Origin of the sequence: Stenotrophobium rhamnosiphilum (assembly GCF_003052265.1) — a bacterium.
GTDB lineage: Bacteria > Pseudomonadota > Gammaproteobacteria > Nevskiales > Nevskiaceae > Stenotrophobium > Stenotrophobium rhamnosiphilum.
The window spans coordinates 204,538-231,036 of record NZ_QANS01000002.1 but is presented as its reverse complement, the minus strand read 5'-3'; the positions used below and the strand labels follow the sequence as shown (position 1 = coordinate 231,036).

Annotated in this window: 28 protein-coding genes; 16 read left to right on the top strand and 12 right to left on the bottom strand. The window is 54.4% G+C overall.

From position 1 onward, the window contains the following. Positions 1–173: 173 nt before the first annotated feature. Positions 174–2,042, top strand: coding sequence for a molecular chaperone HtpG (htpG, locus tag CJD38_RS04955; protein WP_107939219.1), 1,869 nt, complete (start codon positions 174–176; stop codon positions 2,040–2,042). Positions 2,043–2,051: 9 nt separating this feature from the next. On the opposite strand, the gene CJD38_RS04950 is transcribed toward htpG, so the two are convergent. The 5 genes from CJD38_RS04950 to CJD38_RS04930 form a co-directional block, all read right to left on the bottom strand. Continuing rightward, a complete protein-coding gene (locus CJD38_RS04950; RefSeq protein WP_107939218.1) occupies positions 2,052–2,780 on the bottom strand; it encodes a class I SAM-dependent methyltransferase in 729 nt (242 codons plus the stop codon). A gap of 35 nt (positions 2,781–2,815) precedes the next feature. Then, positions 2,816–3,268 carry a C40 family peptidase gene (locus CJD38_RS04945; RefSeq protein ID WP_240783529.1) on the bottom strand — a complete coding sequence of 151 codons (453 nt, stop codon included), beginning with the start codon at positions 3,266–3,268 and terminating at the stop codon, positions 2,816–2,818. A 6-nt stretch (positions 3,269–3,274) separates the two neighbouring features. Then, entirely contained in the window at positions 3,275–3,889 is a 615-nt protein-coding gene (locus CJD38_RS04940) for a glutathione S-transferase family protein (protein ID WP_107939217.1), read from the bottom strand. A gap of 82 nt (positions 3,890–3,971) precedes the next feature. Next, positions 3,972–4,928, bottom strand: coding sequence for a thioredoxin-disulfide reductase (gene trxB, locus CJD38_RS04935; RefSeq protein ID WP_107939216.1), 957 nt, complete (start codon positions 4,926–4,928; stop codon positions 3,972–3,974). An 83-nt stretch (positions 4,929–5,011) separates the two neighbouring features. Then, the gene (locus tag CJD38_RS04930; protein WP_107939215.1) at positions 5,012–5,608 is read right to left on the bottom strand and encodes a peroxiredoxin; all 597 of its coding nucleotides are present in this window, start codon (positions 5,606–5,608) and stop codon (positions 5,012–5,014) included. Between the two features lie 250 nt (positions 5,609–5,858). Here CJD38_RS04930 and sppA point away from each other — a divergent pair, with 250 nt between their 5' ends. From sppA to murI, 3 genes are read left to right on the top strand one after another with little or no spacing between them, the layout of a single operon-like run. After that, the gene (gene sppA / locus CJD38_RS04925; protein WP_107939214.1) at positions 5,859–7,718 is read left to right on the top strand and encodes a signal peptide peptidase SppA; all 1,860 of its coding nucleotides are present in this window, start codon (positions 5,859–5,861) and stop codon (positions 7,716–7,718) included. Further along, a complete protein-coding gene (locus tag CJD38_RS04920) occupies positions 7,718–8,497 on the top strand; it encodes an alpha/beta fold hydrolase (protein ID WP_107939213.1) in 780 nt (259 codons plus the stop codon). The genes sppA and CJD38_RS04920 overlap by 1 nt, the downstream gene beginning before the upstream one ends. Then, positions 8,494–9,255 (top strand): glutamate racemase, encoded by a 762-nt coding sequence (gene murI, locus CJD38_RS04915; RefSeq protein WP_107939212.1) that lies wholly within the window; start codon positions 8,494–8,496, stop codon positions 9,253–9,255. The genes CJD38_RS04920 and murI overlap by 4 nt, the downstream gene beginning before the upstream one ends. On the opposite strand, the gene CJD38_RS04910 is transcribed toward murI, so the two are convergent. The 5 genes from CJD38_RS04910 to CJD38_RS04890 all read right to left on the bottom strand — a co-directional run bounded on the left by CJD38_RS04910 (position 9,248) and on the right by CJD38_RS04890 (position 12,749). Then, positions 9,248–9,796 (bottom strand): GNAT family N-acetyltransferase, encoded by a 549-nt coding sequence (locus tag CJD38_RS04910; RefSeq protein WP_107939211.1) that lies wholly within the window; start codon positions 9,794–9,796, stop codon positions 9,248–9,250. The two genes, murI and CJD38_RS04910, sit on opposite strands and share 8 nt — an antisense overlap. A gap of 31 nt (positions 9,797–9,827) precedes the next feature. After that, positions 9,828–10,688 (bottom strand): carboxylating nicotinate-nucleotide diphosphorylase, encoded by an 861-nt coding sequence (gene nadC / locus CJD38_RS04905; protein ID WP_107939210.1) that lies wholly within the window; start codon positions 10,686–10,688, stop codon positions 9,828–9,830. Positions 10,689–10,693: 5 nt separating this feature from the next. Then, positions 10,694–11,590 (bottom strand): ornithine carbamoyltransferase, encoded by an 897-nt coding sequence (argF, locus tag CJD38_RS04900; RefSeq protein ID WP_107939209.1) that lies wholly within the window; start codon positions 11,588–11,590, stop codon positions 10,694–10,696. Between the two features lie 63 nt (positions 11,591–11,653). Further along, positions 11,654–12,229: a superoxide dismutase gene (locus tag CJD38_RS04895; protein ID WP_107939208.1), complete on the bottom strand. Its 576-nt coding sequence runs from the start codon at positions 12,227–12,229 to the stop codon at positions 11,654–11,656. A 16-nt stretch (positions 12,230–12,245) separates the two neighbouring features. Continuing rightward, positions 12,246–12,749: a urate hydroxylase PuuD gene (locus tag CJD38_RS04890; protein ID WP_366511315.1), complete on the bottom strand. Its 504-nt coding sequence runs from the start codon at positions 12,747–12,749 to the stop codon at positions 12,246–12,248. A 281-nt stretch (positions 12,750–13,030) separates the two neighbouring features. Here CJD38_RS04890 and grxD point away from each other — a divergent pair, with 281 nt between their 5' ends. Further along, positions 13,031–13,363: a Grx4 family monothiol glutaredoxin gene (gene grxD, locus CJD38_RS04885; RefSeq protein WP_107939206.1), complete on the top strand. Its 333-nt coding sequence runs from the start codon at positions 13,031–13,033 to the stop codon at positions 13,361–13,363. A gap of 81 nt (positions 13,364–13,444) precedes the next feature. Here the strand turns inward: grxD and CJD38_RS04880 are convergent, their stop codons facing one another. Further along, positions 13,445–13,987, bottom strand: a complete 543-nt coding sequence (locus tag CJD38_RS04880) for a DJ-1 family glyoxalase III (RefSeq protein ID WP_107939205.1) — start codon at positions 13,985–13,987, stop codon at positions 13,445–13,447. 190 nt (positions 13,988–14,177) lie between these two features. Between CJD38_RS04880 and CJD38_RS04875 the strand changes: the two genes are divergently transcribed. From CJD38_RS04875 to CJD38_RS04865, 3 genes are all read left to right on the top strand, one after another. Continuing rightward, positions 14,178–15,590, top strand: coding sequence for an ammonium transporter (locus tag CJD38_RS04875; protein ID WP_107939204.1), 1,413 nt, complete (start codon positions 14,178–14,180; stop codon positions 15,588–15,590). Positions 15,591–15,642: 52 nt separating this feature from the next. After that, positions 15,643–15,966, top strand: a complete 324-nt coding sequence (locus CJD38_RS04870) for a hypothetical protein (protein WP_107939203.1) — start codon at positions 15,643–15,645, stop codon at positions 15,964–15,966. A 78-nt stretch (positions 15,967–16,044) separates the two neighbouring features. Next, positions 16,045–16,806 (top strand): competence/damage-inducible protein A, encoded by a 762-nt coding sequence (locus CJD38_RS04865; RefSeq protein ID WP_107939202.1) that lies wholly within the window; start codon positions 16,045–16,047, stop codon positions 16,804–16,806. A 4-nt stretch (positions 16,807–16,810) separates the two neighbouring features. On the opposite strand, the gene CJD38_RS04860 is transcribed toward CJD38_RS04865, so the two are convergent. Further along, a complete protein-coding gene (locus tag CJD38_RS04860) occupies positions 16,811–17,677 on the bottom strand; it encodes a DMT family transporter (RefSeq protein ID WP_107939201.1) in 867 nt (288 codons plus the stop codon). A 152-nt stretch (positions 17,678–17,829) separates the two neighbouring features. On the opposite strand from CJD38_RS04860, the gene CJD38_RS04855 reads away from it, so the two are divergent. The 8 genes from CJD38_RS04855 to ribD all read left to right on the top strand — a co-directional run bounded on the left by CJD38_RS04855 (position 17,830) and on the right by ribD (position 26,491). Beyond that, a complete protein-coding gene (locus CJD38_RS04855; RefSeq protein WP_107939200.1) occupies positions 17,830–18,153 on the top strand; it encodes an FmdB family zinc ribbon protein in 324 nt (107 codons plus the stop codon). 36 nt (positions 18,154–18,189) lie between these two features. Beyond that, the gene (locus CJD38_RS04850; RefSeq protein WP_107939199.1) at positions 18,190–18,828 is read left to right on the top strand and encodes a DUF502 domain-containing protein; all 639 of its coding nucleotides are present in this window, start codon (positions 18,190–18,192) and stop codon (positions 18,826–18,828) included. A 181-nt stretch (positions 18,829–19,009) separates the two neighbouring features. Further along, positions 19,010–20,818: an aspartate--tRNA ligase gene (gene aspS / locus CJD38_RS04845; RefSeq protein ID WP_107939198.1), complete on the top strand. Its 1,809-nt coding sequence runs from the start codon at positions 19,010–19,012 to the stop codon at positions 20,816–20,818. 44 nt (positions 20,819–20,862) lie between these two features. Then, positions 20,863–22,251: a hypothetical protein gene (locus tag CJD38_RS04840; protein WP_107939197.1), complete on the top strand. Its 1,389-nt coding sequence runs from the start codon at positions 20,863–20,865 to the stop codon at positions 22,249–22,251. A 205-nt stretch (positions 22,252–22,456) separates the two neighbouring features. Next, positions 22,457–23,554: a quinolinate synthase NadA gene (gene nadA, locus CJD38_RS04835; RefSeq protein ID WP_107939196.1), complete on the top strand. Its 1,098-nt coding sequence runs from the start codon at positions 22,457–22,459 to the stop codon at positions 23,552–23,554. Between the two features lie 50 nt (positions 23,555–23,604). Then, complete coding sequence (gene glyA, locus CJD38_RS04830) at positions 23,605–24,891, top strand: serine hydroxymethyltransferase (RefSeq protein ID WP_107939195.1); 1,287 nt, start codon at positions 23,605–23,607, stop codon at positions 24,889–24,891. Positions 24,892–24,897: 6 nt separating this feature from the next. Further along, positions 24,898–25,407, top strand: a complete 510-nt coding sequence (gene nrdR, locus CJD38_RS04825) for a transcriptional regulator NrdR (protein WP_107939194.1) — start codon at positions 24,898–24,900, stop codon at positions 25,405–25,407. Further along, complete coding sequence (gene ribD, locus CJD38_RS04820) at positions 25,394–26,491, top strand: bifunctional diaminohydroxyphosphoribosylaminopyrimidine deaminase/5-amino-6-(5-phosphoribosylamino)uracil reductase RibD (RefSeq protein WP_240783528.1); 1,098 nt, start codon at positions 25,394–25,396, stop codon at positions 26,489–26,491. Before nrdR ends, ribD begins: the two co-directional genes overlap by 14 nt. Positions 26,492–26,499 lie beyond the last annotated feature (8 nt).

Below are 26,499 nucleotides of genomic sequence, written 5' to 3'. Positions count from 1 at the left end.
CAGCGACTCGCGGGCGAAAGCTCACGACGTTTCAAGCTTAAGAAAAGCCAGTATCGGGTTCCCGGTACTGGCTTTTTGTCGTCTTACGACCAGAGTTGAGGGCTTGAAAATCAGCTTCTGAGCCTCATTAGCTTTACATCCCACACACTTGATCCCAAAGATTAAATAGAACCATGTCCGCCGAAAAGCACGAATTCCAAGCCGAAACCCGTCAGCTACTACGCTTGATGATCCACTCGCTGTATTCCAACAAGGAAATCTTCCTTCGCGAGTTGGTCTCCAATGCATCGGATGCGGTCGACAAGCTGCGCTTCCTTGCTGTGTCGAGCCCAGCGCTGTTAGGTGAAGACACTGAGCTCCGTATCGACCTGAGCCTCGACAAGGCCGCAGGCACGCTCACAATCAAGGACAACGGCATCGGCATGTCGCGCGAGGAGGTGATTGAGAACCTCGGCACCATCGCCAAGTCCGGCACCAAGAAATTTCTCGAATCACTGACCGGCGAACAGCAAAAAGACGCGCAGTTGATTGGCCAGTTTGGTGTGGGTTTCTATTCAGCCTTCATCGTCGCCGACAAAGTCACCGTGTTGACCAAGCGCGCGGATTCAGACGAAGCCGTGCGCTGGGAGTCTGAAGGCGAGGGCAGCTACACGCTGGAGCCGTCATTCAAACTCGATCGTGGTACCGAAGTGATTTTGCATGTGCGCGAGGACGACAAGGAATTCCTTGAGCCGATGCGCTTGCAGCACATCATCCGTCGCTACTCTGATCACATCGGCCTGCCTATCCGCATGCTCGATGAAGACAGCAAGGAATGGGAAACGCTGAACCAAGCGCGTGCGCTTTGGACGCGTCCCAAGTCTGAGCTGACGGACGAGGATTACCAGAACTTCTACACGCACATCAGCCACGACCATGAAGCGCCGCTGGCATGGACGCATCAGAAAGTGGAAGGCAATCTCGAATACACCTCGCTGCTCTATATCCCGGCGCGTGCACCGTTCGATATGTGGGACCGCGACCAAAGCCGCGGCGTTCAGCTTTACGTGAAGCGCGTGTTCATCATGGACAAGGCTGCAGAGTTGTTGCCGCCTTATCTGCGATTTGTGCGTGGCTTGGTGGATTCTTCTGACCTGCCACTCAATGTTTCGCGCGAGCTGCTGCAAGGCAATCGCACCGTTGAGAAGATCAAGAGCGCGCTGGTCAAACGTGTTCTCGACATGCTCGACGATATGGCCGAGAAAAAGCCCGAGGACTACGCCAAGTTCTGGCAGGCTTTTGGTGTGGTGCTGAAAGAAGGCATGGTCGATGACGTTGCTAATCGTGATCGTCTTGCCAAGCTCTGTCGCTTCAGCTCAACCACGCAATCGGTTACGCCTGAAGTTACGCTCGCGGCGTATGTCGCTCGTATGCCTGCGGAGCAGGAGGCGATTTACTTCCTCACCGCAGACACGCTTGCCGCTGCAAATGCCAGCCCGCATTTGGAAGGTTTCCGCAAACGCGGTTTTGAAGTGTTGTTGCTCACTGATCGTATCGACGAATGGGTTGTCTCCAACCTGCACGAATTCGAAGGCAAGAAGCTGGAGAGTGTTGCGCGTGCAGGCGTTGATCTTGGCGGTAAGGAAGAAACGCCTGAGCAGGTTCAGCAGAACAAGGATTTTGAAGAAGTGGTGACGCGCGTTGCCAAGGCTTTGGAGTCCCGCGTCGAATCCGTGCGCTTGTCTTCACGCCTTACCGAATCACCATCGTGCTTGGTTTCAGGCGATAACGCGCTGAGTCAACGTTTGCAGAAAATGTTTCAGCAAGCGGGCGAGAAAGTGCCTTTGGCCAAACCGATCCTGGAACTCAATGCAGAGCATCCGTTGGTGATACGTCTGCGTGATGCAGGTGAGGGCGAAGGTTTCGTCGATTTGGCCGAACTGCTCTACGGCCAGGCGCTGCTCGCTGAAGGCGCGCAGCTTGAAGATCCCGCAGGTTTCGTCAAACGTCTGAACAAGCTGATTCTGGGCCAGACCGAAGCTGGTCGAATCCTGCTGAGCTAAATCGTCGGACTAGCGCTTAACCGCGACGAGATTAATCAAAGTCTCTTCGTGGTTAGCGCGTGGGCGAATGCGGAAGATGCGCTCGAAAATTCCGAGATCGCTGCGGCTCCACCAGAGAAATGGGTAAGAGATCGATTTTTCCTGAATCTCAAACCCTGCGTCGCGAATCATCGCGAGAAACTCTGGCGCGGTTCTTTGTACGTCCATCGGATGGCGGAACAGAAGACGGATAATCCACGAATGGATATAGGCTTTGGTGGATTCGGCAAACAGTAAAACGCCGCCGGGTTTCAGCACGCGATTAAATTCTGCGAGTGCTTCGTGCTGATGCACGAGGTGGTGAAAAGTCTGATGGCAGAACAACATGTCTGCTGATTGATCTGCTAGCGGCAATGCAGCGCTATCGCCTTGCTTGAGTTCTACCTTCAGCTTTTTGTCTGCAATTGTTTTTGTGGAGATCGCGAGCATCTCAGGTTCAACATCGATGCCGATCAACTGTTGCGGTGCAAAACGCTCGTTGAGCAGTGCAAAGGAGCGGCCCCAGCCACAACCCACATCAACGACGACTGGGTAAGACGTTTTACGCTCAGGAATCAAACGCTCAAGATCTTTGATCGCGCGCGTCAGTACGTGAGTGGTCCAGGTGGCAGTGCCTAAAAACCAAATGCCAAAGCGTGATTCGGCCACATGCTCGATCACTTTGCCGTCTGGGGTTTTCATGCTTTGTACGGCGCTCATTCTGCTTCCTCTAAAACGTTAATGCCGAGCTTACATCACCTCAAGACACGAATCGCAGTAACAAAGTTTTCTTGCCAAAAATCCGCATCCACTGGGGCGACAATCACTTGTCGTCCTCGTGCTGGTGCATGTACTGCTCGGCCATCGCCGACATACAAAGCCACGTGCAATCCACCGCCGAGTTTATAGAACAGTAAATCGCCTGGCAGCGCATTGGAGAGGGAGATTTTTTTGCCTGCGTGGAGTTGTTCGCTGGTCGTGCGTGGGATTTTTATGCCTGCTTGGGCATAGCTGTATTGCACCAAGCCACTGCAATCAAAACCATCTTGCGTTGTGCCGCCGTAGCGATACGGACGGCCGATTTGTCCCAGCGCTTCCATCGCGATGGTGCTGCGCTCAGAGTCATCCAGTGACTTCAGCGGACTGCTGACGCAGGCACTGAGCAATAGTGTGATCAGCAGTGCCCAGTGCGGCCAGATACGTCTCACGCGCAATTAGGCCGCAGGCGGTTGAGTGTCGATCATCGAAGGGCGCTGCGAGAATTTCTCGTGCCACGCCACTAAGGCTTCATGGTCTTTGCGCCAATCAATGTAAGGCAAGCGGAAATCGAGGTAGCTCAAGGCAACCGCAGTGCTGATTTCCACGATGCTCGGTGTGTCGAGAGAAAGCGCATCAACTTCGAGGCTCAGGGTGCCGACGCTACGCAGAATAATTTCTGCCTGACGATCTAAGAATGCGGTGTAGATGATGCTTTCTGGGCGACGCTTTTCGAACAGCATCGCCACTGCAGCGGTCGTGATGCCGTCAGCGATTCGCGCACGACGCAAAGCGGCCCAGCGTTTAGTGCCGCGCGGCAAACTCTGAACGCCGCTATGTCCGCGCGTTTGCAGATATTCGATGATCAACTCTGAATCCGGCAGTGCTTCGCCTTTTTCAGTGACGAGTGTCGGAATGCGCGATAGCGGATTCGCTGCGAGAAATTCGGGTGGAGGACTGAACGGATCGGTAAGAATTTCTTCAATCAGATCGCTTAATCCGAGTTCTACTGCAACCACACGGACTTTGCGTGCAAAGGGTGAGGTCTTACTGCCATAGAGCTTCATTTTCATTTTAGTAGTGCTCCGCTCCGTCGCAAATAAAGAAGGGCCGCAAAGTTTAACCTTTGCGACCCTTTGATGCCTCAAGACTACTTTAGTTGCCGTGCAATTTGTCCAAATATCGCTCGGCGTCCAATGCCGCCTGACAGCCGGTGCCGGCGCTGGTGATGGCTTGGCGGTAAACGTGATCCATCACGTCGCCTGCGGCAAACACGCCTGGCACGCTGGTTGCCGTGGCATCGCCCGCGGAGCCGGAATGCACGCTGATGTAGCCGCCATTCATCTTCAACTGACCTTCAAAGATGCTGGTGTTCGGTGAGTGGCCAATGGCGATAAACGCGCCTTTGACTTCGATTTCGCGCGCTTCACCGGTCTTCACATTTTTGATGCGAATGCTGTTGACGCCCGTGGCATCACCCAATACTTCATCCAAGGTTGAGTCCCAAACGATTTCGACCTTGCCTTCAGCAGCGCGCTTGGCGAGCTTGTCGTGCAAAATCTTTTCGCCTTTGAACTTGTCACGGCGATGAACCACAGTCACTTTTTTGGCAATGTTGGAGAGGTACAGCGCTTCTTCAACAGCGGTGTTACCGCCGCCGATTACAGCAACTTCCTGCCCCTTGTAGAAGAAGCCATCGCAAGTTGCGCAAGCCGATACGCCCTTGCCGCGAAACGCTTCTTCGCTAGGCAGGCCTAGGTACTTGGCGCTGGCGCCGGTAGTGATGATCAGCGCATCGCAGGTATACGTGCCCTGGTCGCCCGTCAATGTGAACGGACGATTCTGCAGATCGACCTTGTGAATGTGGTCATAAACCATCTGCGTTTCAAAGCGCTCAGCGTGTTGCTGCATGCGCTGCATGAGTGCAGGGCCCATCAGGCCTTCGACATCGCCCGGCCAGTTGTCGACTTCTGTCGTGGTCATCAGCTGACCGCCCACTTCGATGCCCGTAATCATGGTGGGCTTGAGGTTGGCGCGCGCGGCATAAACTGCTGCGGTGTAACCGGCGGGGCCGGAACCGAGAATAACCAGGCTGTGATGTTGTGTGCTCATGGCGATGCCTTATTGAATTCGTGGGTGTAGATATGAAATGGGGCCGACTTTCGCCGGCCCCATGTGCTGCCGGTACGTATTTCTTACAGAGCTGCTGCGTTCTTAGCGAGGTAGCTAGCAACGCCGTCGGCGGTTGGCTTCATGCCTTCGTCGCCTTTCTTCCAGCCAGCTGGGCAAACTTCGCCGTGCTGTTCGGTGAATTGCAGAGCGTCAACCAGACGCAGCAGTTCGTCGACATCGCGGCCCAGTGGCAGGTTGTTGACCTGCTGGTGCTGCACAACGCCGTCTTTGTCGATCAGGAAGGTTGCGCGGAAAGCGACGCCATCTTGGTGCTCAACGCCATAAGCGCGGGTAATTTCATGCTGCACGTCAGCGACCATCGGGAAGCCGATTTCGCCAATGCCACCCTTAGCAACCGGCGTTTGGCGCCATGCAAAGTGGGTGAACTGCGAGTCAATCGACACGCCGAGCAACTGTACGCCGCGCTCTTCAAACGCTTTGCGACGGTGTTCGTGCGCAATGATTTCGGAAGGGCAAACGAAGGTGAAATCCAATGGCCAGAAGAACAGGGCGACGTGCTTGCCGCGGTAGTCCGACAGCTTGATCTCTTTGAAAGAGCCATCGCCCATAACAGCTTGGGCCTTAAAGTCAGGGGCGGCGCGGTTTACTAAAACGCTCATTGCATATTCTCCAGATTGGGTACGTAGAAATTTTGTATCGAGTGTTCCGACAAGCCGGGATTCAGCATTTAGGCTCGATCAGTGGCGATCAGTGTAGGGATGCCAAATAAATAGATCAAAGCAAATCTTTTTATTTGCTAAATAGGCGTTGCCTATGAACCTTTGGCCCCCATACTGAGTCAGATACCAACAACTGAAGCTATATGGGCTTCATGCGATACTTTCAATATCTTAGCTAGAAATCCTTGAAATGAGCGAGAAACAATCCTTTTTGGGCCGCCTGTTGAACTTTGCTTGGCGCTTTGTTGTTGGCGTCTACAAATTTGTCACGGTGATGATCTTTGTTGTAATCGTGGCATTTATCTGGATGGGCTTCCAAGGCGGCCCACCGCCTAAGGTCGATAGCAATATCGCCTTGGTGATTGCGCCCACCGGTGAACTGGTCGAACAGCTGGATCGCGATCCGAGTCGTGTCTTCCTCGAAGACATCGCTGGCGATATGCCTTCGCAAACTTTGCTTCGTGATTTGATTGAAGCGTTGGAAGAAGGCGCTAACGATCCGCGCATAAAGCTTGCAGTACTCAAGCTTGATGGACTCACTTCCGCAGGCCTGCCTCAGTTGGAAGAGCTGGGCGAAGCGGTTCATCGATTTCGCGACGCCGGCAAAAAGGTTGTGGCTTATTCGCCTTCATACGAGCAAGAGCATTACTACCTTGCCGCGCAAGCCGATGAAGTGGTGCTAGATCCAATGGGCATGGTCAGCGTCGAAGGCTTCAGCAGCTACAACAATTATTTTAAAGATGCGCTCGACAAGCTCGGTGTACAGGTCAATGTGTTTCGCGTTGGCGAATACAAATCAGCCGTTGAACCGTTTACGCGCAACGACATGTCACCTGAATCGCGTGCCGCAAATCAAAAATGGCTAGGCGATTTATGGACGGAATACGGCGCATCCGTTGCCGAAGGTCGCGGTTTGCCTGAAACAGCAGTGGACAACTACGTCAAGAATTTTGCTGCTGAGATTCAGAAGTTCCAAGGCGATGGCGCGGCTTACGCCAAGAGCGCCGGTTTGGTCACTCAGATTGAAACGTTGGGACAGTTCCGCAAACGTATCGGTGCCATCGTCGGTTTTGACGATGAGCACGGCAGCTTCCGTCAGATCAATCAGCATGATTATTTGCATGCCATACACCATGAGCAAAGCAAGCAGCCCGCTGCAAAGCCAGCAAACAAAATCGCGCTCGTCGTAGTGCAGGGTGAAATTGTTGATGGCGAAGGCCAGCCTGGCCAAGCTGGCGGCGACACTATTTCTGACCTGCTCGATCAAGCACGTCGTGATGACGATATCGCGGCCGTAGTGCTGCGCGTCGATTCACCCGGCGGCAGCGTCTGGGCTTCAGAACAGATTCGTCGCGAAGTACAGGAATTGCGCGCTAGCGGTAAGCCCGTAGTGGCGTCGATGTCCTCTGTCGCAGCGAGCGGCGGTTATTGGGTGTCGATGGCTGCGAATCAAATTTGGGCGCATGCCAGCACCATCACCGGTTCTATCGGCATCTTTGGCTTGGTGCCTAACCTCAACAAGCCGTTAGAGAAATTGGGCATTCACACCGATGGCGTCGGCACCACAACGCTGGCCGGTGCGTTCCGTATGGATCGTCCGCTGTCGCCAGAAGTTGGCAGCATCATTCAGGCGCAGATCAACAAGGGTTATCACGACTTTATTTCTGGCGTTGCCGCCGCACGTAAATTGCCGATTGAAAAAGTTGATCAGCTCGCACGTGGCCGCGTTTGGAGTGGCAACGACGCGCATGCGCTCGGACTGGTTGATGAGTTTGGTGGCTTGGAAGACGCCGCCGATGCCGCTGCTAAATTTGCAGGTATTGATGCCGAAGACTACGTCATCGAAGAAATGCAGCCAGAGCACAATTTCACCAGCAAGCTGTTGTCCAGCTTCTCGGGCAGCATTCATCTGAGTGCAGTGCCGGGCTTGCCCCAATGGGCGCAGCGCGTGCTTGAGAAAGCTGACGTCGCTGCTGATCTGCGTTGGATGAATGATCCACGCGGCATGTACGCTTTCTGCTTCTGCACACCGAGCGGCACTGCGCGCTAATGCCGCACGTCGAGGTCGATGGCAGTAAGCTGTATTACGAAGAGTCGGGCCAAGGCCCGGCCTTGGTTTTACTCCATGGCCTCGGTTCTTCAGCAGAAGATTGGGAATATCAGATCCCTGAATTCTCGCGTCACTATCGCGTGATCGCGATGGACTTGCGTGGCTTCTACCGCAGCTCACGTGGCACGGGTGCGATGTCTATCGCACGCTTCGCAGCAGATGTTAGAAACTTATTGAATCAACTCAACGTCGATCGTTTCTATTTGATCGGCTATTCGATGGGCGGCGCCATCGCTTTGCAGCTTGCGCTGGATAATCCCGGCGCTGTGACCAAGATGGTGATTTCCAACAGCGTGCCCAGCTTCAGGCCGCGGACGCTAAAACAACATTTCGAAGTTTTCTATCGCCAGATCGTGATGACGCTGCTTGGGCCTGTGCGTTTGTCGAAGATCGGCGCGCAGCGTATGTATCCTGGCGAACATCAATTGGAACTGCGCGAAAAAAGTGCAGAGCGCGGCGCGCGTAATGGGTCGAGCTACCTTCAGTCATTGCGAGCGCTAACACGTTGGTCAGTGCTCGATCGTCTGCAAGAGCTGCGGATGTCGGTGCTGGTGTTGGCTGCTGAGTACGATTACTTCACGCGTGAAGACATGCTGCAATTTGCGCATGCATTGCCCAAGGGCCGCTTCCATCTTTTCCCCGGTACGCATCACGGTTTGCCATTGGAATCGCCCAATGCGTTCAACGCCGTCGTGCGTAAATTTCTGGAGAGCCGATGAACAGTCATCCGATTGGCCTCTTTGATTCCGGCGTTGGCGGTATCTCGGTTCTACGCGAAGTGCAGAAGCTGCTGCCGCGCGAACAACTGATCTATTACGCTGATAGTGGTCATTGCCCCTATGGTGGCAAACCGCGCGAAGAAATCATTGCGCGTGCCTGTGTCATCACTGAATTTTTATTGGCGCAAGGTGCCAAGCTGATTGTGGTGGCTTGCAACACCGCGACTATCGCAGCAGTTGAGCATCTGCGCGCGACATATCCCATTCCTTTTGTGGGCATGGAGCCTGCGGTAAAGCCTGCTGTGGCGCATACGCGAAGTGGTGTCGTCGGCGTGCTCGCGACAGGCGCAGCGCTCGCGGGAGAAAAATTTCACAACCTAGTGGCCAAGCATGCGCAAGGCGTACGCATGATCACGCAGCCATGCCCGGGTTTGGTCGAGTGCGTTGAGCGAGGTGATCTCGATGGTCACCAGCCACGTCGTTTGCTGGAGCAATACACCGAACCTCTGCTGCGTGCGGGCGCTGATACTTTAGTGTTGGGCTGTACGCACTATCCATTCTTGCGACCGTTGATCGCAGATATTGTCGGACCCAAAATTACTTTGCTCGATACCGGCGAAGCAGTCGCACGACAAACACGCCGCGTGTTGGAGCGTGAGCAACTGCTCAATGATCACGGCGATGGTGGTGTGACTTGGCATACGAGTGGTGATGCAGTGGATTTTGAACGACTGCATCAACTCTTGATGGCTACTTGAGCCTACGCGCTAACCACTCTTCGCGTGACTGTCCCCAAGCGACAACATGAGCGCTTTCGTAAGGTGCAGGAAGTTTGCAGTCACGCAGAATGCGCGAGCCTAGTTTTTGCGCGACACGCTCGGAGGCGTGATTCTCTGGGGCAATCGTATGGATGACTTCTTGCCAGCCAAGATTGGCGAAGGCCCAATCAATGGCCGCAATCGCACCTTCAACAGCGTAACCGCGTCCCCATGCTTCACGGATGATGCCCCAGCCGACTTCGGTTCCGGGCCAGCCCTCAGGCACCCACGGGCCTAGACGGCCAACCCAGCGGCCACTGGATTTTTCGATGACGGAAAACATACCGAAGCCTTGGATTTCCCACGCGCCAGCCATCGCGAGAAAGCCGCGCCAAGAGACAGAGCGCACCTGCTGACCACCAATGAAGCGCGCCGCTTCTGCATCAGCCATGAAAGCGGCCCACGCATCAAAGTCTTCAGCCCGCACAGGGCGAAGAATGAGTCGTTCAGTTTCGATCAGTATGTTGCGATGGTCAGGCATTTTTGATTCCAATCGCTGCACTACTTAGTGCTCAGGCAAATCGCATCGACAAATCAACCGCACGCAAATGTTTGGTGATGCCGCCAATCGAAACGCGATCAACGCCTGCCTCGGCGTAACCACGCACATTGGCCAAGGTTGTGCTGCCGGAGTATTCGATGACGGTTTTGCCGCCCTTGGCGCGATGTGCACGCGTCAGTGCGACAGCTTCGCGAAGTTCTGGCAATGGAAACTCATCAACCAGCAGTAGATCAACATCCGCTGCCAATGCTTCGCGTGCTTCATCCAGCGTTTCGGCTTCTGTCATCAACGGCACGCCAGCATTCAGCGCACGTGCATTGGCGATGGCCTGACGAATGCCGCCTGCAGCAGCAATGTGATTTTCTTTAATCAGAATGCCGTCGTACAAACCAATGCGGTGATTGATGCCGCCGCCGCAAAGCACAGCGTACTTTTGCAAATTACGCAGGCCGGGCAGGGTTTTGCGTGTGTCTGCGATGCGTGTATCAGTGCCAGCAACAGCATCGACGTATTGCTTCACAGCCGTTGCGGTGCCTGAAGCAGTCTGCAAGAAATTAAGGGCAGGGCGTTCGCCACTGAGCAATGCGCGTGCAGGGCCATGCAATGTGAAAAGTTTTTGATCTGGCGCGACGGTCGCGCCTTCTTCAATAAGCCATTCAACTCGAATGTTCGGGTCAATCTGACGAAACACTTCATCTACCCAAGGGCGGCCACAAATCACCGCGGCTTCGCGTGAGATCACGCGAGCATTGCCGATTTCATCGGCAGCAACCAAGCGTGCAGTGACGTCGCCACTGCCAATATCTTCAGCCAAAGCGCGCGCAACTGTTTCGCTGAGATCAGTGACGTAGCTAGGGATTTGAATGTTCATGCTTATTAAGCGCCGAGTAAAAACTCAAGAAGCGCCATCTGCGCCCACAGGCGATTTTCGGCTTCGTCCCAAATGACAGACTGTTCGCCGTCAATTACTTCAGCGCTGACTTCTTCGCCGCGGTGCGCGGGCAGACAGTGCATGAAGATGGCATCGGGTTTTGCACGCTTCATCAAATCAGCATCGACTTGATAGCCAGCGAAATCGGCAAGACGTTTTTTGGTTTCCGCTTCCTGGCCCATGCTGGTCCAAGTGTCGGTGATGATCAGATCTGCGCCATTGGCGGCAAACGTTGCGCCGTGAACAATTTCAACATGTGCGCCAGCGGCTTTGACGATCTTGGCGTCAGCCTCATAGCCCTTCGGAGTTGCGATGCGCAGCTTGAAATCGAACAGCACAGCGGCTTCGATAAATGAATGGCAGACGTTGTTGCCGTCACCAATCCACGCAGCCACTTTTCCTTTCGGATTACCGCGATGTTCAAACCAGGTCTGCATATCCGCAAGCAACTGGCAGGGGTGATGAAGTTCTGACAGGCCGTTGATCACTGGCACGCGAGAGTTCGCAGCGAGATCTTCTTGATCGGCCTGTGAGTCGTTACGAATCATGATCGCGTCGACCATGCGAGACAGCACTTTGGCTGTATCGCTGATCGGTTCATCGCGACCGAGTTGTGTGGTGCCCGAGTGCAGGAACAGCGCGTGGCCACCAAACTTGGCCATGCCTGCTTCAAAGCTCACGCGAGTACGTGTGGAATTTTTGGCGAAAATCATCGCCAGCGTTTTGCCGGTAAAAGGACGGTAACTCGTATCGCGCATGTTCTTCAGCGCAATGGCGCGCGCAATAATCTGCTGAGCTTCAGCAGCGCTTAAGTCCGAAAGTTTCAGCAAATGCCGCGTCATTACTGCGTCCTCAAAATAAAAAAGGGCCGCTCCGCAGAGCGGCCCCAGTATTTGCCCACAGCCTTAGCCGAGGTTTTTCTCCACAAACTGCCAGTTCACCAATGCCCAGAAATGTTCTAGGTAGGTGGGGCGCGCATTGCGGTAATCAACGTAGTAAGCGTGTTCCCAGACGTCGCAGGTCAGCAGTGGTTTCTGGCCGTCGGTCAAGGGATTACCAGCACCTGTGGTGCTGGTAATCGCGAGTGAACCATCAGCATTCAAAACCAGCCATGCCCAACCGGAACCAAAAGTGCCTAGCGCAACTTCGGTGAACAGCTTTTTGAAATCATCAACGCCGCCAAACTGTTTGATAAGCGCAGTTACCAATTTCTTGCTCGGAGCTTTGGACTCAGGAGTCAGACAATTCCAGAAGAAATTGTGATTCCAAACCTGCGCCGCATTGTTGAAAATTTTGCCGGAAGATTTTTTAACTAAATCGTCCAGATCCATATTCTCAAATTCGGTGCCGGCAATGAGTTTGTTCCCATTGTCTACGTAGGCTTTGTGGTGCTTGGCATAGTGATAGTCCAGCGTTTCGCGGGACATATGCGGCTCCAAATCGCTTCTACCGTAGGGCAATTCTGGCAAGGTTAACGCCATGGCGCTGAACTCTCTTTTAGAACGGCAGACCGTGTGAAGAAGCAGCCATGAACATCAGCATCGGAATCGACAGCAAAGCGTTGGTGCGTGATGCCAGGAATGCGCGACGGCGAGCGACAACTTTCTCTTCGTCGGTCGCAGGCTTCAGGCCAAGGATTTTCTGCTGGTTCGGCCAGATAATCGCCCAGACGTTGAACAGCATGATGGTGCCGAGCCAAGCGCCGTAGCCAATTGCGTTGCCGTAAGGGCCAGCGGTGCCGATGGCGCCGAAGGTGAAAGCGCCTGCAAGCCAGCCAACGTGAGCCAGATACGCAGCGCCGGACAACCAGGTTACGAGCGCCGACCAGCGGAACCACAGAAGTGCGCGCGGAGCGACGTACTTGGTAATGCCACCGCCGCCAGGACCGCCCTTGTCGGCAGCTGCGTCAGCTAGTGCTGGAACCTGCACGAAATTGAAGTAATACAGCAAGCCGATCCAGGTGATGCCTGCAACGATGTGCAGCCAGCGGGCCAGCAGCATGGCGTTTACGCCGGTGTGTTGGCTGAGGACGGCGGCCAGAACGATGGCCAGCACTAGTCCAGCAGTCAGAGTCCCTTTAATAGTATTTAGCGGATTCATGTCTTTATCTTCCTTGTATCTACGTATGTTTGATGAATAACAGGCCGCCACGTTACCCGAACGGCGCGGCAGGATAAAGCACGATGAAACGATTTATTGGCTGAAAGCGCTTGCAGCAGCAATCCGAATTGTCTGGGCGTATAATCCGCGCGCTTTGGGCTACCCCCTACTGGACAGGGCACATGGACGCACTCGAAAGAATCAAACAGCAAGTTACTGAAAACCCGATCATTATCTATATGAAGGGTTCGCCAGATTTTCCGCAATGCGGATTCTCTGCTCGCTCAACGCAGGCGCTGAAAGCCTGCAATGTTCCGTTCTCCTTCATTAATATTTTTGAAGATGAAGAGATTTATCGCGCACTGCCCAAGTTTGCTAACTGGCCGACCTTCCCTCAGCTGTATGTGAAGGGTGAGCTGATTGGTGGCTGTGACATCACGCTGGATTTGTTCCAGTCGGGCGAACTCAAGAAGATGCTGGACGAAGCTGTCGCCAGCGGTAAGAAGGCTGCTTAAGACTACAAACCTGATGCGCCAGAATGGCGCATCAGGCTGAGTTGCAAATAGAAATGCCCGCATCAGCGGGCATTTCTGCGTTTATGGGACCAACATCGCTTGCGCGACCAGCTTGCGCTTGTCCTCGCCAAAGAGGATCTCCACTAATTTGAGCGCAAAGGGCAGGGCCGTCGCTGGCCCCTGTGCCGTGATGCAGTGGCCGTCGACCACAATCGGCTGATCCACAAAATGCAGCAGCTTGTCCTTAAAGCTGGGATAGCAGGTTGCCTGTTTGCCATCGAGCAATCCATGGGGCGACAGGGTCAACGCAGGTGCCGCGCAGATTGCGCCGTACCATTTCTTATCGATGCGTTGCTGGCGCAACTTTTCGATCAGCGGTGCGTGTTTGCCAAGATTCTCAGCGCCTTTCTCGCCGCCGGGTAAAACAATCAGGTCGAAGGCAACATCGGCGATGTCTTTAAAGAGGATGTCTGCGGTGAGCGTGATATCGCGAGTTCCAACGACTGCGAGTTCCGGCTCCGTGCTGGCAACCGTAACGCGGACACCGGCGCGGCGAAGGACGTTGATCAGCATGACGGCTTCAAGACTTTCTGAACCGTAAGCGATAGGCACAAGAGCTTTCATATTGTTGTGATTCCTGTAGATGGCCTATAGACACTCTATCAGGCTGTCTGCAAGGCCGAACCCACCCGTTATTGAGCATGGAATTTGCCCTGCTGCGCCGGGCTTGCACCAACTTGGCACTCTAATTGCTTCACTGCTCTCAAGGTCTCGACTGTTTTAGAAAAAGAGACGTCGCAGTAAAGATTGGGGAATGACGATGAAGCGTAAGTACGCGAACTGGTTACTGAATGTTCCTTTCTTGGTTTTTGCGTTGCTTTGGCTTCCGCAAAATACTTGGGCGCAGGAAATTCCCGCAGATAGTCCGGCGGTAGTGGAAGCGGCAGCGATTGCTCAGCCGCCAGCAGCGGAGCCCGCTGCACCGCCAACCCGTCCATTCACAGTGACTGCCGACAAAATTAATTCTGGCGATACCGCGTGGATGTTGGTCTCCACCGCGCTGGTGTTGTTGATGACGATTCCTGGTTTGGCGCTGTTCTACGCGGGCATGGTGCGTAGGAAAAACGTGCTTTCTACTGCGCTACAAAGTTTTTGTATCACTTGTTTGGCGACAGTGATCTGGGTGGTGGTGGGTTACAGCCTCGCGTTCACGCCGGGCACAGGGTTCATTGGCGGATTTGATCGAGTGCTGTTGTCAGGCATGAGCTTCATCAAAGAGACCGGCACGCTGACGGTGAGTCACATTGCAACGACGATTCCTGAGTCGGTATTTGTGATGTTTCAGATGACCTTTGCGATCATCACGCCTGCGCTGATCACGGGTGCTTTCGCTGAGCGCATCAAGTTTGGTGCGATGGTGGTGTTCATCTGTTTATGGTCGCTATTTGTCTACGCACCGGTCGCTCACTGGGTGTGGGAACCAACAGGTTGGTTGGCCGCACTCGGCGCGCAAGATTTTGCGGGCGGCACTGTCGTGCATATCAACGCAGGCGCAGCAGGTTTGATGTGCGCTTTCGTACTCGGCAAGCGCAAAGGTTATGGCGAAGATGCGTTCATCCCTTACAACCTTGCCTTTACCTTGATCGGCGCTTCGCTGCTCTGGGTCGGCTGGTTTGGATTTAACGCGGGTTCCGCAGGTGCTGCAGATGGCCGTGCGGGCATGGCGATGTTGGTGACGCAGATTGCTGCAGCAACTGCCGCGCTCACCTGGATGCTGGTTGAAATGTTTACACGCGGTCGCGCCACGCTGTTAGGTGCTTGCTCGGGTGCGGTCGCAGGTTTGGTCGCGATCACGCCAGCGTCTGGTTTCGTTAACGTCGGCGGCGCGTTAGCGATTGGTTTGGCTGCGGGCATCTGCTGTTACTGGGGCGCAACGGGCCTCAAGCATTTTCTCGGCGCAGATGATTCGCTGGATGTCTTTGGTATTCACTGCGTAGGCGGCCTCGTCGGCGCACTGTTAACCGGCGTCTTCGCAGACAAGGCGATTGGCGGCGCGTCGGGTAGCGTCATGGTGCAGGCGGTGGGCGCATTTGCCACATTGTTCTACAGCGCTGGTGTGTCGCTAGCACTGTTACTGATCATCGACTTCACCATCGGCCTGCGCGTAACACGCGAGGATGAATTGCAGGGTCTTGATCTGTCGCAGCACAGCGAACAGATCGGGTGATGGCAATGTCCCACACAAGTAAGCGCTACGAGGTTCCAGAAGGCAGGATCTGATGACTGAGACAGATAACAAGCTTTCAGCGATTGCAACGCACCTATACGTGAGGCTGCGCCGAGATGGTGGCCGTGTGATCGACGCGATCTGGATGGTGCACAACCGTGACTACGCGGCGGAAGTTCTGCGTATTGCGCGCTCGATGCCAGACGATGAAGTCAGTCGGCTTGCAGATCGTTATGAGGAGATCATGTTTGGTCTTCCTCAACGTACGCATGATCGTCCGTCTTCGGGCATACGTTCGGGCAACAATGACGAGCCTTCACCTGAGGCGCCAGTGAATCCAACCGTGGCGGGTCGTTACCGTGGTCATCTGCGCTAGTTTAAAGATGGGCAACTCTTAACAAAGGCGGCCACGGCCGCCTTTGTTTTAAGATGCGCAGGCCAACACGGAGCAAAAATGGGCATTGGCCTTTTCATCATCGGCGATGAAATCCTTTCAGGAAAACGTCAGGACAAACATCTTTCGAAAGTCATCGAACTGCTACGCGAGCGCGGCATGGCGCTGTCGTGGGCGCAGTGTCTTGGTGATGATGAAGTGCAGATTTCTGAAGCTATCGTTGCTAGTCGTCAACGTGGTGATGTGGTGTTGTCTTGCGGCGGCATTGGCGCAACGCCAGATGACAGAACGCGCCAGGCAGCGGCTCGCGCATTTGCTGTGCCGGTGGTGCGTCATGCAGAAGCTGAAGCAACGATTGTTGATCAATACGGCGACAAAGCATTTCCGCATCGTGTGTTGATGGCGGATTTTCCCGAAGGTGCTGGCTTGATTCCGAATCCGGTGAATCGCGTTGCGGGTTTCTATGTCGGCGATCACAACTTTGTACCGGGCTTTCCTGAGATGGCGTGGCCGATGCTCGAGTGGGTGTTGGATGCACGTTATCCGCAGCTACGAAATGTTGATCCGCCAGTTGAGTTTTCTCTGCGCGCAGTCGGCACGGCTGCAGAAGGCGATTTGCTGGATTTGATGGAGCAAACGCTGGCGGCGTATCCCGGCATTGCCTTATCGAGTTTGCCTTCGCGCGGTGATGCAACGCGCCAGCGGCATATCGAATTTGGAATCAAAGGGCCGCGCGTTTTGGCTGCGACTGCGTTTCAATCTTTTCGCGCAGGCCTAGCTTTGCGCAGTGATCTCACGATTGAAGATTTGCGCTTGCCTTAGAGTTTTACTCTTCCAACCGTGGCTCTGGTCGTTTCCAGCCGACCATCACGCAAGTTGCGATGACAAGTAGCGATCCCAGTACGGACCAAGCATCCATGCGCTCATCCCAAATCATCCACGCAATCAGCGCGGAGAAAATGACTGCGGCATAGGTGAAGGGGCCAACGCGCGCAGCGGGAGCCATTGCATAAGCGCGCGTCAGACAGAGTTGTCCGACAGTGGCAGTGAGTCCAGCGCCAATCAATTGCAGCAGTGTGGTGGCGTCCGGCGTTTGCCAAGCCCACAACATTGGAATTGAAGAAATCACCGTTGCCATCGCCACAAAATAAAACACGATGCGCGGTGCAGGCTCGGTGTCTGAAATGCGTCGAATGCTCACCATCGCGCAAGCAGCGAGGATGCCGGAGCAAACGCCGACCATGCCTGCGAACCAATTGATCTCTTCGGAGCCGGGTTTAACGATGAAGGCGATGCCGACCAACCCGGTCAGCGCTGCGGGATAAACAACGGCTGGTGGCTTTTCACCGATCCAGTACCAAGCAATAAACGGGATGAAGAGCGGGGTGGAGTAGGTCAGCAGCATCGCTTCGGCCAAGTGCATATGGCCGATGGCGTAGAAAAACGCGTACATCGCACTTACGCCAAACGCAGCGCGCCACAGATGGCCGCCGACACGTTCGCTGCGTAGGCTGGAGACACCTTGGCGCAAAATCCAGGGGAGCAGGACGAGCAGGCTGATGGCGCTGCGGAAGAACACCACGACTTCGGTGGGTGCGTTAATGGAGGCGGCTTTAACGCAGGCGCCGGTCACCGAAAAGGCAGCAGCAGCGCTGACAGCGAACAAGGCGCCACGGCGCAAATCGTTTTGCATGAAGAATCTTGGAAGAGAACCGTGCAGAGAAGTCAGTAGAGATGCACAATTGCGTGCTGTCGCGGGCAGAATTCTAAACGATCTGTTCCGCAGGCTTGAAAATACCGTGTCTGTCCTCAACTCGAGGACAGGTTTTACCTTGAGACATTGCAATGCCCATTTACGAATATGTTTGCCGCGCCTGCGGCGAGACGTCTGAGATTCTTCAAAAGCTTTCTGAGCCGGATGAAAAAAAGTGCCCGCTCTGCGGAAAGTTGAAGTTGACGCGTCAGGTTTCGGCCGCCGGCTTCCGCCTCAAAGGCGCGGGCTGGTACGAGACGGACTTTAAGTCAGATAACAAAAAGAACCTTGCGGGCGATACCGAAGCCTCTAAGCCTGTGACCGCCGCTGAGAAAGCCGCTCCAGCTCCGGCCCCAGCTGCCAAAGCTGAGACCAAAGAAAAGCCAGCCAAGAAAAGCAAAGCGGCGTCGAAATAAGTTGTACAAAGTTTGTTAAGGCCGGGGGCCAAGGACATGAATCGTTTACTACGGCGTTGGTTTATTGCGGGCCTGTTGATCTGGCTGCCGCTGGCCGTCACCTTGTTGGTGATTCGCTTTGTGGTGAACATCCTTGATACCAGCTTGCTGCTGCTGCCTGCGGCGCTGCGCCCTGATTTTCCGGGCTTTGGAGTGTTGCTGAGTATCGTGCTGGTGCTGGGCACCGGCGCACTGGCCGCGAATTACATTGGTAGACGCGGTTTGAGTTGGGCGGAAAGCGCGCTCGGGCATATTCCCTTGGTGCGCTCCGTTTACGGCGGCATGAAAAAATTGGCGGAGACGCTGTTTTCCGGCAATGCGGTGGCATTTCGTCACGCTTTGCTGATCCGTTATCCGCATGCAGGAACCTGGAGCATCGCATTCCAGACCGCTGATACGCCTAAACAACTCCAGGATCAGGTGGGGCAGGAGTTGGTGACGGTTTTTGTACCGACGACGCCCAATCCCACCTCCGGATTTCTGCTTTTAGTGCCTAAACAGGATGTGATTTGGCTTGAGATGCCGGTGGAAGAGGCCCTGCGTTTGGTCATTTCACTCGGTGTAGTGGCTCCAGATGTGGAAAAACTCACGGCTTACAGCGCTCAAGCGCGTGCGGCAAATGCGGTGCGCGGGTAAACTAGCTCCAACGTTGGATTTGTAACCATATTTTCGACCCACCCGCACTGGGCTCAATCGCGATAGGTTTGTTACTAAGTATTCAAAATTTAATATTTTGAGTATCATTTATAACAATCTTGATTGCGCTTTTGCCGACTGCGGGTGGCGCATTTTTCATACTTAAGCGACGAATAGTTCCATGATGCGTACTCATTACTGTGGTCAGGTCACTGAAGCACTGACCGGCCAAACTGTCACCGTTAGCGGCTGGGTTCACCGTCGCCGCGACCATGGCGGCGTTATCTTTATCGACCTGCGTGATCGCGAAGGTCTGCTGCAATGCGTGTTCGATCCAGATGCGGTTGAAGCATTTGCAGCTGCTGACAAGCTGCGCTCGGAATACGTCGTCAAAATCACTGGCCGCGTGCGTCCGCGTCCTGCGGGCACTGAAAACGCCAACCTTTCCAGCGGCAAGATTGAAGTGCTGGGTAAAGAAGTTGAGCTCCTGAATAAAGCTGAGACGCCGCCGTTCCATCCCGATGATGAAACCGTTGGCGAAGACACGCGTCTGAAGTATCGCTACATCGATCTGCGTCGTCCGCAGATGCAGAAAAATCTGAAGATGCGCCATGACGTGGTCAAGCAAATTCGTACCTATATGGATACGAATGGCTTTATCGACGTTGAGACGCCGATCCTGACGCGAGCAACGCCTGAAGGCGCACGCGACTATCTCGTGCCCAGCCGTACGCACGCTGGGCAATTCTTTGCGCTGCCGCAGTCACCGCAATTGTTCAAGCAGTTGCTGATGATGTCAGGCCTTGATCGCTATTATCAGATCGCACGTTGCTTCCGCGATGAAGATTTGCGTGCTGATCGTCAGCCTGAGTTCACTCAGCTCGACGTTGAGACTTCGTTTATGACTCAGGACGAGATCATGAAAATGATCGAAGGCCTTGTTGTCGGTTTGTGGAAAGACACGCTTGGCGTTGATCTCGGCACGCTGCCGCACATGAGCTTTGAAGAAGCCATGCGTCGCTTTGGTTCCGACAAGCCAGACTTGCGTAACCCGCTGGAACTGGTCGATGTGAAAGACCTCGTCACCGACGTCGACTTCAAGGTTTTCTCTGGCCCAGCCAACGATCCAAAGAGCCGCGTCACTGCACTGCGCGTGCCTGGCGGCGCTGACAAATTGTCGCGCGGTCAGATCGACGGCTACACCAATTTCGTTAAGAACTACGGCGCCAAGGGCTTGGCCTACATCGTCGTTAAAGAGTGGAGCACGAAGGGCCGCGATGGCCTGACGTCGCCAATCGTCAAGAACATTCATGACGCCGCACTCACCAGCATTTTTGAACGCACCGGTGCTGTCGATGGCGACGTCGTGTTCTTCGGCGCTGATACCTACAAAGTGGTTTCCGATGCGCTCGGCGCCTTGCGTCTCAAGATCGGCAACGATCTCGGTCTGACGGCTGGTGGTTGGCGTGCGCTTTGGGTGGTTGATTGGCCAATGTTTGAGTGGGATGACAAGGAAGGCGGCCGTTGGGTTTCGCCTCACCATCCGTTCACCGCGCCTAAGGTTCAATCAGCTGATGAACTTCGGAACAATCCGGGGACTGTACTGTCACAGGGCTATGACATCGTTCTCAATGGCGTCGAAATTGGCGGCGGCTCCGTGCGTATCCATCGCCCGGAAGTGCAGCAGGCTGTGTTCGACCTTTTGGGTATCGGTGCCGACGAGCAGCAAGAGAAGTTTGGCTTCTTGCTCGAAGCACTTAGCTATGGCGCGCCTCCGCATGGCGGCCTCGCACTCGGCCTTGATCGCATGATCATGCTGATGGTTGGCGGCCAGAGCATCCGCGAAGTGATCGCGTTCCCGAAAACGCAGACGGCAGCTTGTCCGCTGACCAATGCGCCGGGCATGGTCGATGCACGTCAGCTGCGTGAATTGCATATTAAATCCACGGTGCCTGCGAAGGACGCCGCCAAGTCTTCAACGCCTGCTTAATCAATGAAGGCGAAGTTGCATAAGAATTTTTTGAGGAGTAGCTGATGGCTGCACTGCGCGGGTTGCGCCAGATGTTTTGCGTGTTAGCGCTGACTGCGCTCGCTGCATGTAATGGTGTGGGCAAGGGCGATAAGGTTGATCACCTGCTGATGTCGAGCAAGGTTGGCGATCAGGTAGTCGTTTTACCTGCAAATGTCCAAGTGTTGGGGTATCAGTGCCTCCGCCAGCAGCTCGGCATTATTGCTGTTTTTGAGAGCAATACTTCAGCTGATTTCACTACGCGCGCTGGCACCGAGTGGACTTCATCGAGCCCAGATATTGTTCGCGTAAGCGACGGCACTGAGCCGGATCCAACCACGCCTGGTCGTGTTTTCCCCAAGGGCGTGATTACGCCTGTTCGTGCTGGCCGCGCTGTTATCACAGCTGATTACGTTGGCGTGACCACCAGCATTGAAGTGATTGTGCGTGAGCCAGAGAGCATCATTCTGTCGACGTCGCAGTTTGATTCAACGGCTGCTGCTGCGAGCCCTTTGAGTATTGCGACGGGCTCAACACAACAGTTTTACGCCTATGCCAAATTGCGTGACAAAGATGACTTAGTGGTCGTTCAAAACGTGACGGGTAATGCCGAGTGGAGTACGCCGGATGATCCGCGTAACGATTACATCCAAGTGACGACACCGGTTCCTGGTTCAGCGGTTGGTGGTGGGCTCGTAACAGGTTTGTCGCCGACGAGTGGTGGCATCACTGTCACAGCTAATTTTAGTGCCTGCCCAGGTACGCGCTTTGAGTACACCAATACAGAGGTGAAGGTCTCTGGTATTCAGTCCCTGAGCGTGCAGCACAATCCCGTTTTTAATCCTGCGATTCCGCTTGTTGTTGGTACACGCGAAGCGCTCAAGGTTATTGCAACCTTGCACAATGGCGACACGCAAGATCTTTCATTGCAAGCTACTTTGAAGTCTATCGGTAGCACGGGCATTTTAGCTTTTGGCGGTAACGTGGCTACAGCTCTTGCCGTCGGTACAACGAACGTTGTTGCCAACTTCAAGTCTTTGGTGACGGCGAGCCCGCCGTTGACGATCACCACTCAGAAGGCTGTATTAACTAATTTTGAAATCTTATCGACGGATGAAAATCCGGTAATTCCGACGCAAGGTTTTTATGATCACTTCCACTCGGTCGGCACCTTTAAGCAGGTTATCGACGGAGTAGATATTCTCCAGGACCTAACTCACGACACCGTCTGGGCAACGAGCGTTCCGGCTGACGTATCGATTGGGAATGCTCCAGATACCGCTGGCGTTGCCGTTTCACGTAAACCGGATAAGACCTGCGTAACGGTTGCGGCTGTGCTTTCAACGGACACCACCAAAACTGATACGACTAAGCTGGGCGTTGGTGTCGGCGTAACGCCGTCGACCTGCCCTTAAGCGCTAGCTCAAAAACTCAATGCCACCCGCAAACTGCGGGTGGCATTTTTATTGATGTTCATAAATATCAATAAATACTAAATGTGTTTATCAAAAATCACTCGTCTGCAGATAGAAATAACCCGCGGAAATCAGACGCGGGGGGCGTCAGTACGCTAAAATTAGCGGTCTTTGATGGCCGATACGGCTGCTGCGAGGATTAAAGATGTCCGCGGCTCTAAAAATTGATGAATTTAACCTGCTCGACGATGGCGAGTGCGATGCCCGCATCGTCGCTGCCAAGAATATCTTGGGTAAGCGTTTAGCCATTCTTGGGCACCATTACCAGCGTAATGAGGTGTTCAAACACGCCGATTTTACTGGCGATTCCTTAAAGCTCTCACAACTCGCGGCGACGACCGACGCCGAGTTCATTATTTTCTGTGGCGTGCACTTTATGGCTGAGGTGGCGGATATCGTCACTGACGGCAAGCGCACGGTGATCCTGCCGGATCTGGCTGCAGGTTGTTCAATGGCCGACATGGCGAATCTCGTGAAGGTCAAAAAGTGTTGGGAAGAGATTTCCCAGATTCTTGATCCAGACGAGAAAGTCACGCCAGTGACTTACATCAACTCGGCAGCTGATCTCAAAGCTTTCTGCGGTAACCATGGCGGCATCGTTTGCACGTCCAGCAATGCTCGTGGCGTGCTCGAATGGTCGTTCTCGCGCCGCGAAAAAGTGTTGTTCTTCCCAGACCAACATTTGGGTCGCAACACCGGCGTGCGTATGGGCATTCCGCTTGAGCAGATGGTGACTTGGGATTTCATGAAGCCGCGCGGTGGTCTCACCGACGATGAAATTCGTAACGCCAAAATGATTCTGTGGAAGGGCTTCTGCTCTGTGCACCAGATGTTCCAAGCGTCGCACATCAACAATTTCCGCAAGCAGTTTCCCGAAGGCAAAGTCATCAGCCATCCGGAAAATAATTACGAAGTGGTGCAGATGTCGGATGTGGTCGGTTCCACCGAAACCATCTTGCGCACTGTGCGTGCCTCCGCGCCCGGCACGCATTGGCTGGTCGGCACCGAGCTGAATCTGGTCAATCGTCTTGCTGACGAAGTGAAATCCAAAAACATCACCGTGCAGTTCATGTCGCCGACGGTGTGCATGTGCTCAACGATGTTCCGCACCGATCCGCAGCACCTTGCTTGGGTGCTCGACAACTTGGTTGCAGGCAACGTCGTCAATCGCATTCGCGTGCCAAGCGAAATCGCCAAGCCTGCACGTGCTGCGCTCAATTTGATGTTGGAAGTGGTCGACTGATTTTTTCCGTTCTGCATTTGCAGAACATAATTAAATAGGAATGCATTTGCATGTGGACGAACGCCAAGTCTCTCGCCCAGTTTGATCCGGAACTCAAGGCCGCTATTCAGGCTGAAGAACATCGTCAGGAAGCGCATATCGAACTGATTGCGTCGGAAAACTATTGCAGCCCAGCAGTGATGGAAGCGCAAGGTTCGCAGCTGACCAACAAGTACGCGGAAGGTTATCCGGGCAAGCGTTACTACGGTGGTTGCGAGTTTGTCGACGTTGCCGAGACGCTGGCGATTGATCGCCTCAAGCAGTTGTTTGATTGCGACTACGCCAACGTGCAGCCGCACTCTGGCGCGCAGGCGAATGCTGCAGTGTTCATCGCGCTGGTGAATCCGGGCGACACGGTGATGGGCATGAACCTCGCGCAAGGCGGTCACTTGACGCACGGTCATCCGGCCAACTTCTCCGGCAAGCAATACAAGATCGTGCCTTATGGCCTCGATCCTGTGACCGGCGTGATCAACTATGACGAGATGGAACGTCTCGCGATTGAACACAAACCAAAGATGCTGATTGGCGGCTTCTCTGCCTACTCACGCATTAAGGATTGGAAGCGCATGCGCGAGATCGCCGACAAGGTTGGCGCTTACTTCTGGGTCGACATGGCTCACGTTGCAGGCCTCGTTGCGGCTGGCGAATATCCAAGCCCGCTGCCTTACGCACACGTCGTCACCAGTACGACGCACAAGACGCTGCGCGGTCCGCGCGGCGGCATCATCCTGACCAAGGGTCAGGGCGAAGACTTCAACAAGAAATTCCAGTCTGCTGTGTTTCCCGGCATTCAGGGCGGCCCGCTGATGCACGTGATTGCTGCCAAGGCTGTTGCGTTCAAAGAAGCGTTGTCGCCTGAGTTCAAGGTTTATCAGAAGCAGGTTGTTGCTAACGCACGTGCCATGGCCAAAGTGTTTTTGGATCGCGGTTACAAGGTCGTTTCCAACGGCACTGACAATCATTTGTTCTTGCTTGATCTGATTGCTCGTAACGTTACGGGTAAAGACGCAGAAGCAGCGCTGGGCCAAGCCCACATCACCGTCAACAAGAACTCGGTGCCTAACGATCCGAAGTCGGCATTTGTCACTTCAGGTCTGCGTATCGGATCGCCAGCTTCCACCACGCGTGGATTTGGCGAGAAAGAAATGGCTGAAGTTGCGGGTTGGATTGCTGACGTTGTTGACGCGATGAGCGCTGGCAACGGTGTTGACGAGGCGATTGCCAAGGCACGTGGTCAGGTTGAACAGCTCTGCGCGCGCTTCCCGGTTTATCAAGCTGCGAAGAAAGCGGCCTAAGAAATCATGCATTGCCCCTTCTGTAAGGCTGAAGATACAAGAGTCATCGACTCACGCCTTACTGAAGAGGGCGAGCAGGTTCGTCGTCGTCGCGAGTGTGAGCGTTGCAGCCAGCGCTTCACCACGTTCGAGAAAGCGCAGCTGTTGATGCCCAACATCATCAAGCGCAACGGCGATTTGGCACCGTTCAAAGAAGACAAATTGCGTGGCGGTATTGAGAGCGCATGTTTTAAGCGCGCGGTAACTCCAGATCAGATTGATCACGCCATCGATACGGTCATGCGCAAGCTGCGCCAAAGCGGTGAGCGTGAAGTGCCTTCTAAGCAAGTCGGCGAGTGGGTGATGGAGCAGTTGGATGAGCTCGATCACGTTGCTTATGTTCGCTTTGCTTCGATCTATCGCGACTTCAAAGACGTTAACGCTTTCCGCGAAGAAATTGATCGTTTGGAAAAGTTGCCGAGTGCCGAAGAGCGTCGTAGTCAGATGACGCTGATTGAGTCGGATGACAAATCTTAAAGACGCCGCTGGCTACATGGCGCGCGCGTTGCAGTTGGCTGAAAAAGGTCGACACAGCACGCAGCCTAATCCACGCGTCGGTTGCGTCATTGTTCGTGATGGCGTGATTGTTGGTGAAGGTTTTCATGAGCGTGCAGGTGAACCGCACGCTGAAGTTCACGCATTGCGTATGGCGGGCGACAAAGCGCGCGGCGCAGATGTTTTTGTAACGCTGGAGCCGTGCAGTCACTTTGGACGCACGCCGCCTTGCGCGGATGGTTTGATCGCTGCAGGTGTGCGCAAGGTTTGGGCCGCAATGCAGGACCCGAATCCGGAAGTGGCTGGCAAAGGCTTGGAGCGTTTGCGTGCAGCGGGTATCGAAGTTGAAAGTGGCTTGATGCACGCGCAAGCGCAGGCACTGAATCGTGGATTTGTCATGCGCATGACGCGTGGTCGTCCGTTTGTCACGCTGAAATTAGCGGCGAGCTTGGATGGCCGCACAGCAATGGCCAATGGCGAATCGCAGTGGATTACGTCTGAAGCAGCGCGTGCAGATGTCCATCGTCTACGTGCAGAAGCGGGTGCGGTGTTAACGAGCAGCGCTACGGTTTTGGCGGATGATCCGGAACTGACGGTTCGTCATGTTGAGACTTCGCGCCAACCGGATCGCATCGTGCTTGATCCGCGTGGTCGCGTTAGCGCCAGCGCAAAAGTTTGGAATGACGGCGCGCGACGTATTTTGCTTACGGCGCAGTCGCAATCACAGTCGCAGTTGGCAAAGCCAGCAGGCGTTGAAGTCGCGCAGCTGGATCGTTATGGCGAATATTTTTCAATGAGTGCGGCGATGTCCGAGTTGGGCCGTCTCAAAATCAATGAAGTATTAGTGGAATGCGGGCCAACGCTGGCGGGCCTACTACTGCAGGCTGAAGTCGTCGATGAGCTGGTGCTTTATCTTGCGCCTAGCTTGTTGGGTGACGCGGCGCGGCCATTGGCGCGTTTACCGAATTTAGAAAAGTTGTCGCAACGTATTGCTTTGCAATGGCGCGATGTTCGCGCAGTGGGCCCGGATCTGCGTTTGACCGCAGTGCCCGCGGCGACGGTTTAAGGAATAGA

Excerpts from the sequence above, each read along its gene's own strand:
- CJD38_RS04855 (WP_107939200.1), top strand. The coding sequence starts at position 17,830 with ATGCCCATTTACGAATATGTTTGCCGCGCCTGCGGCGAGACGTCTGAG.
- CJD38_RS04850 (WP_107939199.1), top strand. The coding sequence starts at position 18,190 with ATGAATCGTTTACTACGGCGTTGGTTTATTGCGGGCCTGTTGATCTGG.
- CJD38_RS04865 (WP_107939202.1), top strand. The coding sequence starts at position 16,045 with ATGGGCATTGGCCTTTTCATCATCGGCGATGAAATCCTTTCAGGAAAA.
- aspS (WP_107939198.1), top strand. The coding sequence starts at position 19,010 with ATGATGCGTACTCATTACTGTGGTCAGGTCACTGAAGCACTGACCGGC.
- murI (WP_107939212.1), top strand. The coding sequence starts at position 8,494 with ATGAACAGTCATCCGATTGGCCTCTTTGATTCCGGCGTTGGCGGTATC.
- CJD38_RS04930 (WP_107939215.1), bottom strand. The coding sequence starts at position 5,608 with ATGAGCGTTTTAGTAAACCGCGCCGCCCCTGACTTTAAGGCCCAAGCT.
- CJD38_RS04875 (WP_107939204.1), top strand. The coding sequence starts at position 14,178 with ATGACGATGAAGCGTAAGTACGCGAACTGGTTACTGAATGTTCCTTTC.
- CJD38_RS04940 (WP_107939217.1), bottom strand. The coding sequence starts at position 3,889 with ATGAAAATGAAGCTCTATGGCAGTAAGACCTCACCCTTTGCACGCAAA.
- CJD38_RS04840 (WP_107939197.1), top strand. The coding sequence starts at position 20,863 with ATGGCTGCACTGCGCGGGTTGCGCCAGATGTTTTGCGTGTTAGCGCTG.
- glyA (WP_107939195.1), top strand. The coding sequence starts at position 23,605 with ATGTGGACGAACGCCAAGTCTCTCGCCCAGTTTGATCCGGAACTCAAG.
- nrdR (WP_107939194.1), top strand. The coding sequence starts at position 24,898 with ATGCATTGCCCCTTCTGTAAGGCTGAAGATACAAGAGTCATCGACTCA.
- trxB (WP_107939216.1), bottom strand. The coding sequence starts at position 4,928 with ATGAGCACACAACATCACAGCCTGGTTATTCTCGGTTCCGGCCCCGCC.
- nadC (WP_107939210.1), bottom strand. The coding sequence starts at position 10,688 with ATGAACATTCAAATCCCTAGCTACGTCACTGATCTCAGCGAAACAGTT.
- sppA (WP_107939214.1), top strand. The coding sequence starts at position 5,859 with ATGAGCGAGAAACAATCCTTTTTGGGCCGCCTGTTGAACTTTGCTTGG.
- argF (WP_107939209.1), bottom strand. The coding sequence starts at position 11,590 with ATGACGCGGCATTTGCTGAAACTTTCGGACTTAAGCGCTGCTGAAGCT.
- htpG (WP_107939219.1), top strand. The coding sequence starts at position 174 with ATGTCCGCCGAAAAGCACGAATTCCAAGCCGAAACCCGTCAGCTACTA.
- CJD38_RS04950 (WP_107939218.1), bottom strand. The coding sequence starts at position 2,780 with ATGAGCGCCGTACAAAGCATGAAAACCCCAGACGGCAAAGTGATCGAG.
- CJD38_RS04895 (WP_107939208.1), bottom strand. The coding sequence starts at position 12,229 with ATGGCGTTAACCTTGCCAGAATTGCCCTACGGTAGAAGCGATTTGGAG.
- CJD38_RS04920 (WP_107939213.1), top strand. The coding sequence starts at position 7,718 with ATGCCGCACGTCGAGGTCGATGGCAGTAAGCTGTATTACGAAGAGTCG.
- ribD (WP_240783528.1), top strand. The coding sequence starts at position 25,394 with ATGACAAATCTTAAAGACGCCGCTGGCTACATGGCGCGCGCGTTGCAG.
- CJD38_RS04910 (WP_107939211.1), bottom strand. The coding sequence starts at position 9,796 with ATGCCTGACCATCGCAACATACTGATCGAAACTGAACGACTCATTCTT.
- CJD38_RS04860 (WP_107939201.1), bottom strand. The coding sequence starts at position 17,677 with ATGCAAAACGATTTGCGCCGTGGCGCCTTGTTCGCTGTCAGCGCTGCT.
- CJD38_RS04880 (WP_107939205.1), bottom strand. The coding sequence starts at position 13,987 with ATGAAAGCTCTTGTGCCTATCGCTTACGGTTCAGAAAGTCTTGAAGCC.
- CJD38_RS04870 (WP_107939203.1), top strand. The coding sequence starts at position 15,643 with ATGACTGAGACAGATAACAAGCTTTCAGCGATTGCAACGCACCTATAC.
- grxD (WP_107939206.1), top strand. The coding sequence starts at position 13,031 with ATGGACGCACTCGAAAGAATCAAACAGCAAGTTACTGAAAACCCGATC.
- nadA (WP_107939196.1), top strand. The coding sequence starts at position 22,457 with ATGTCCGCGGCTCTAAAAATTGATGAATTTAACCTGCTCGACGATGGC.
- CJD38_RS04890 (WP_366511315.1), bottom strand. The coding sequence starts at position 12,749 with ATGCTGCTGGCCCGCTGGCTGCACATCGTTGCAGGCATCACCTGGATC.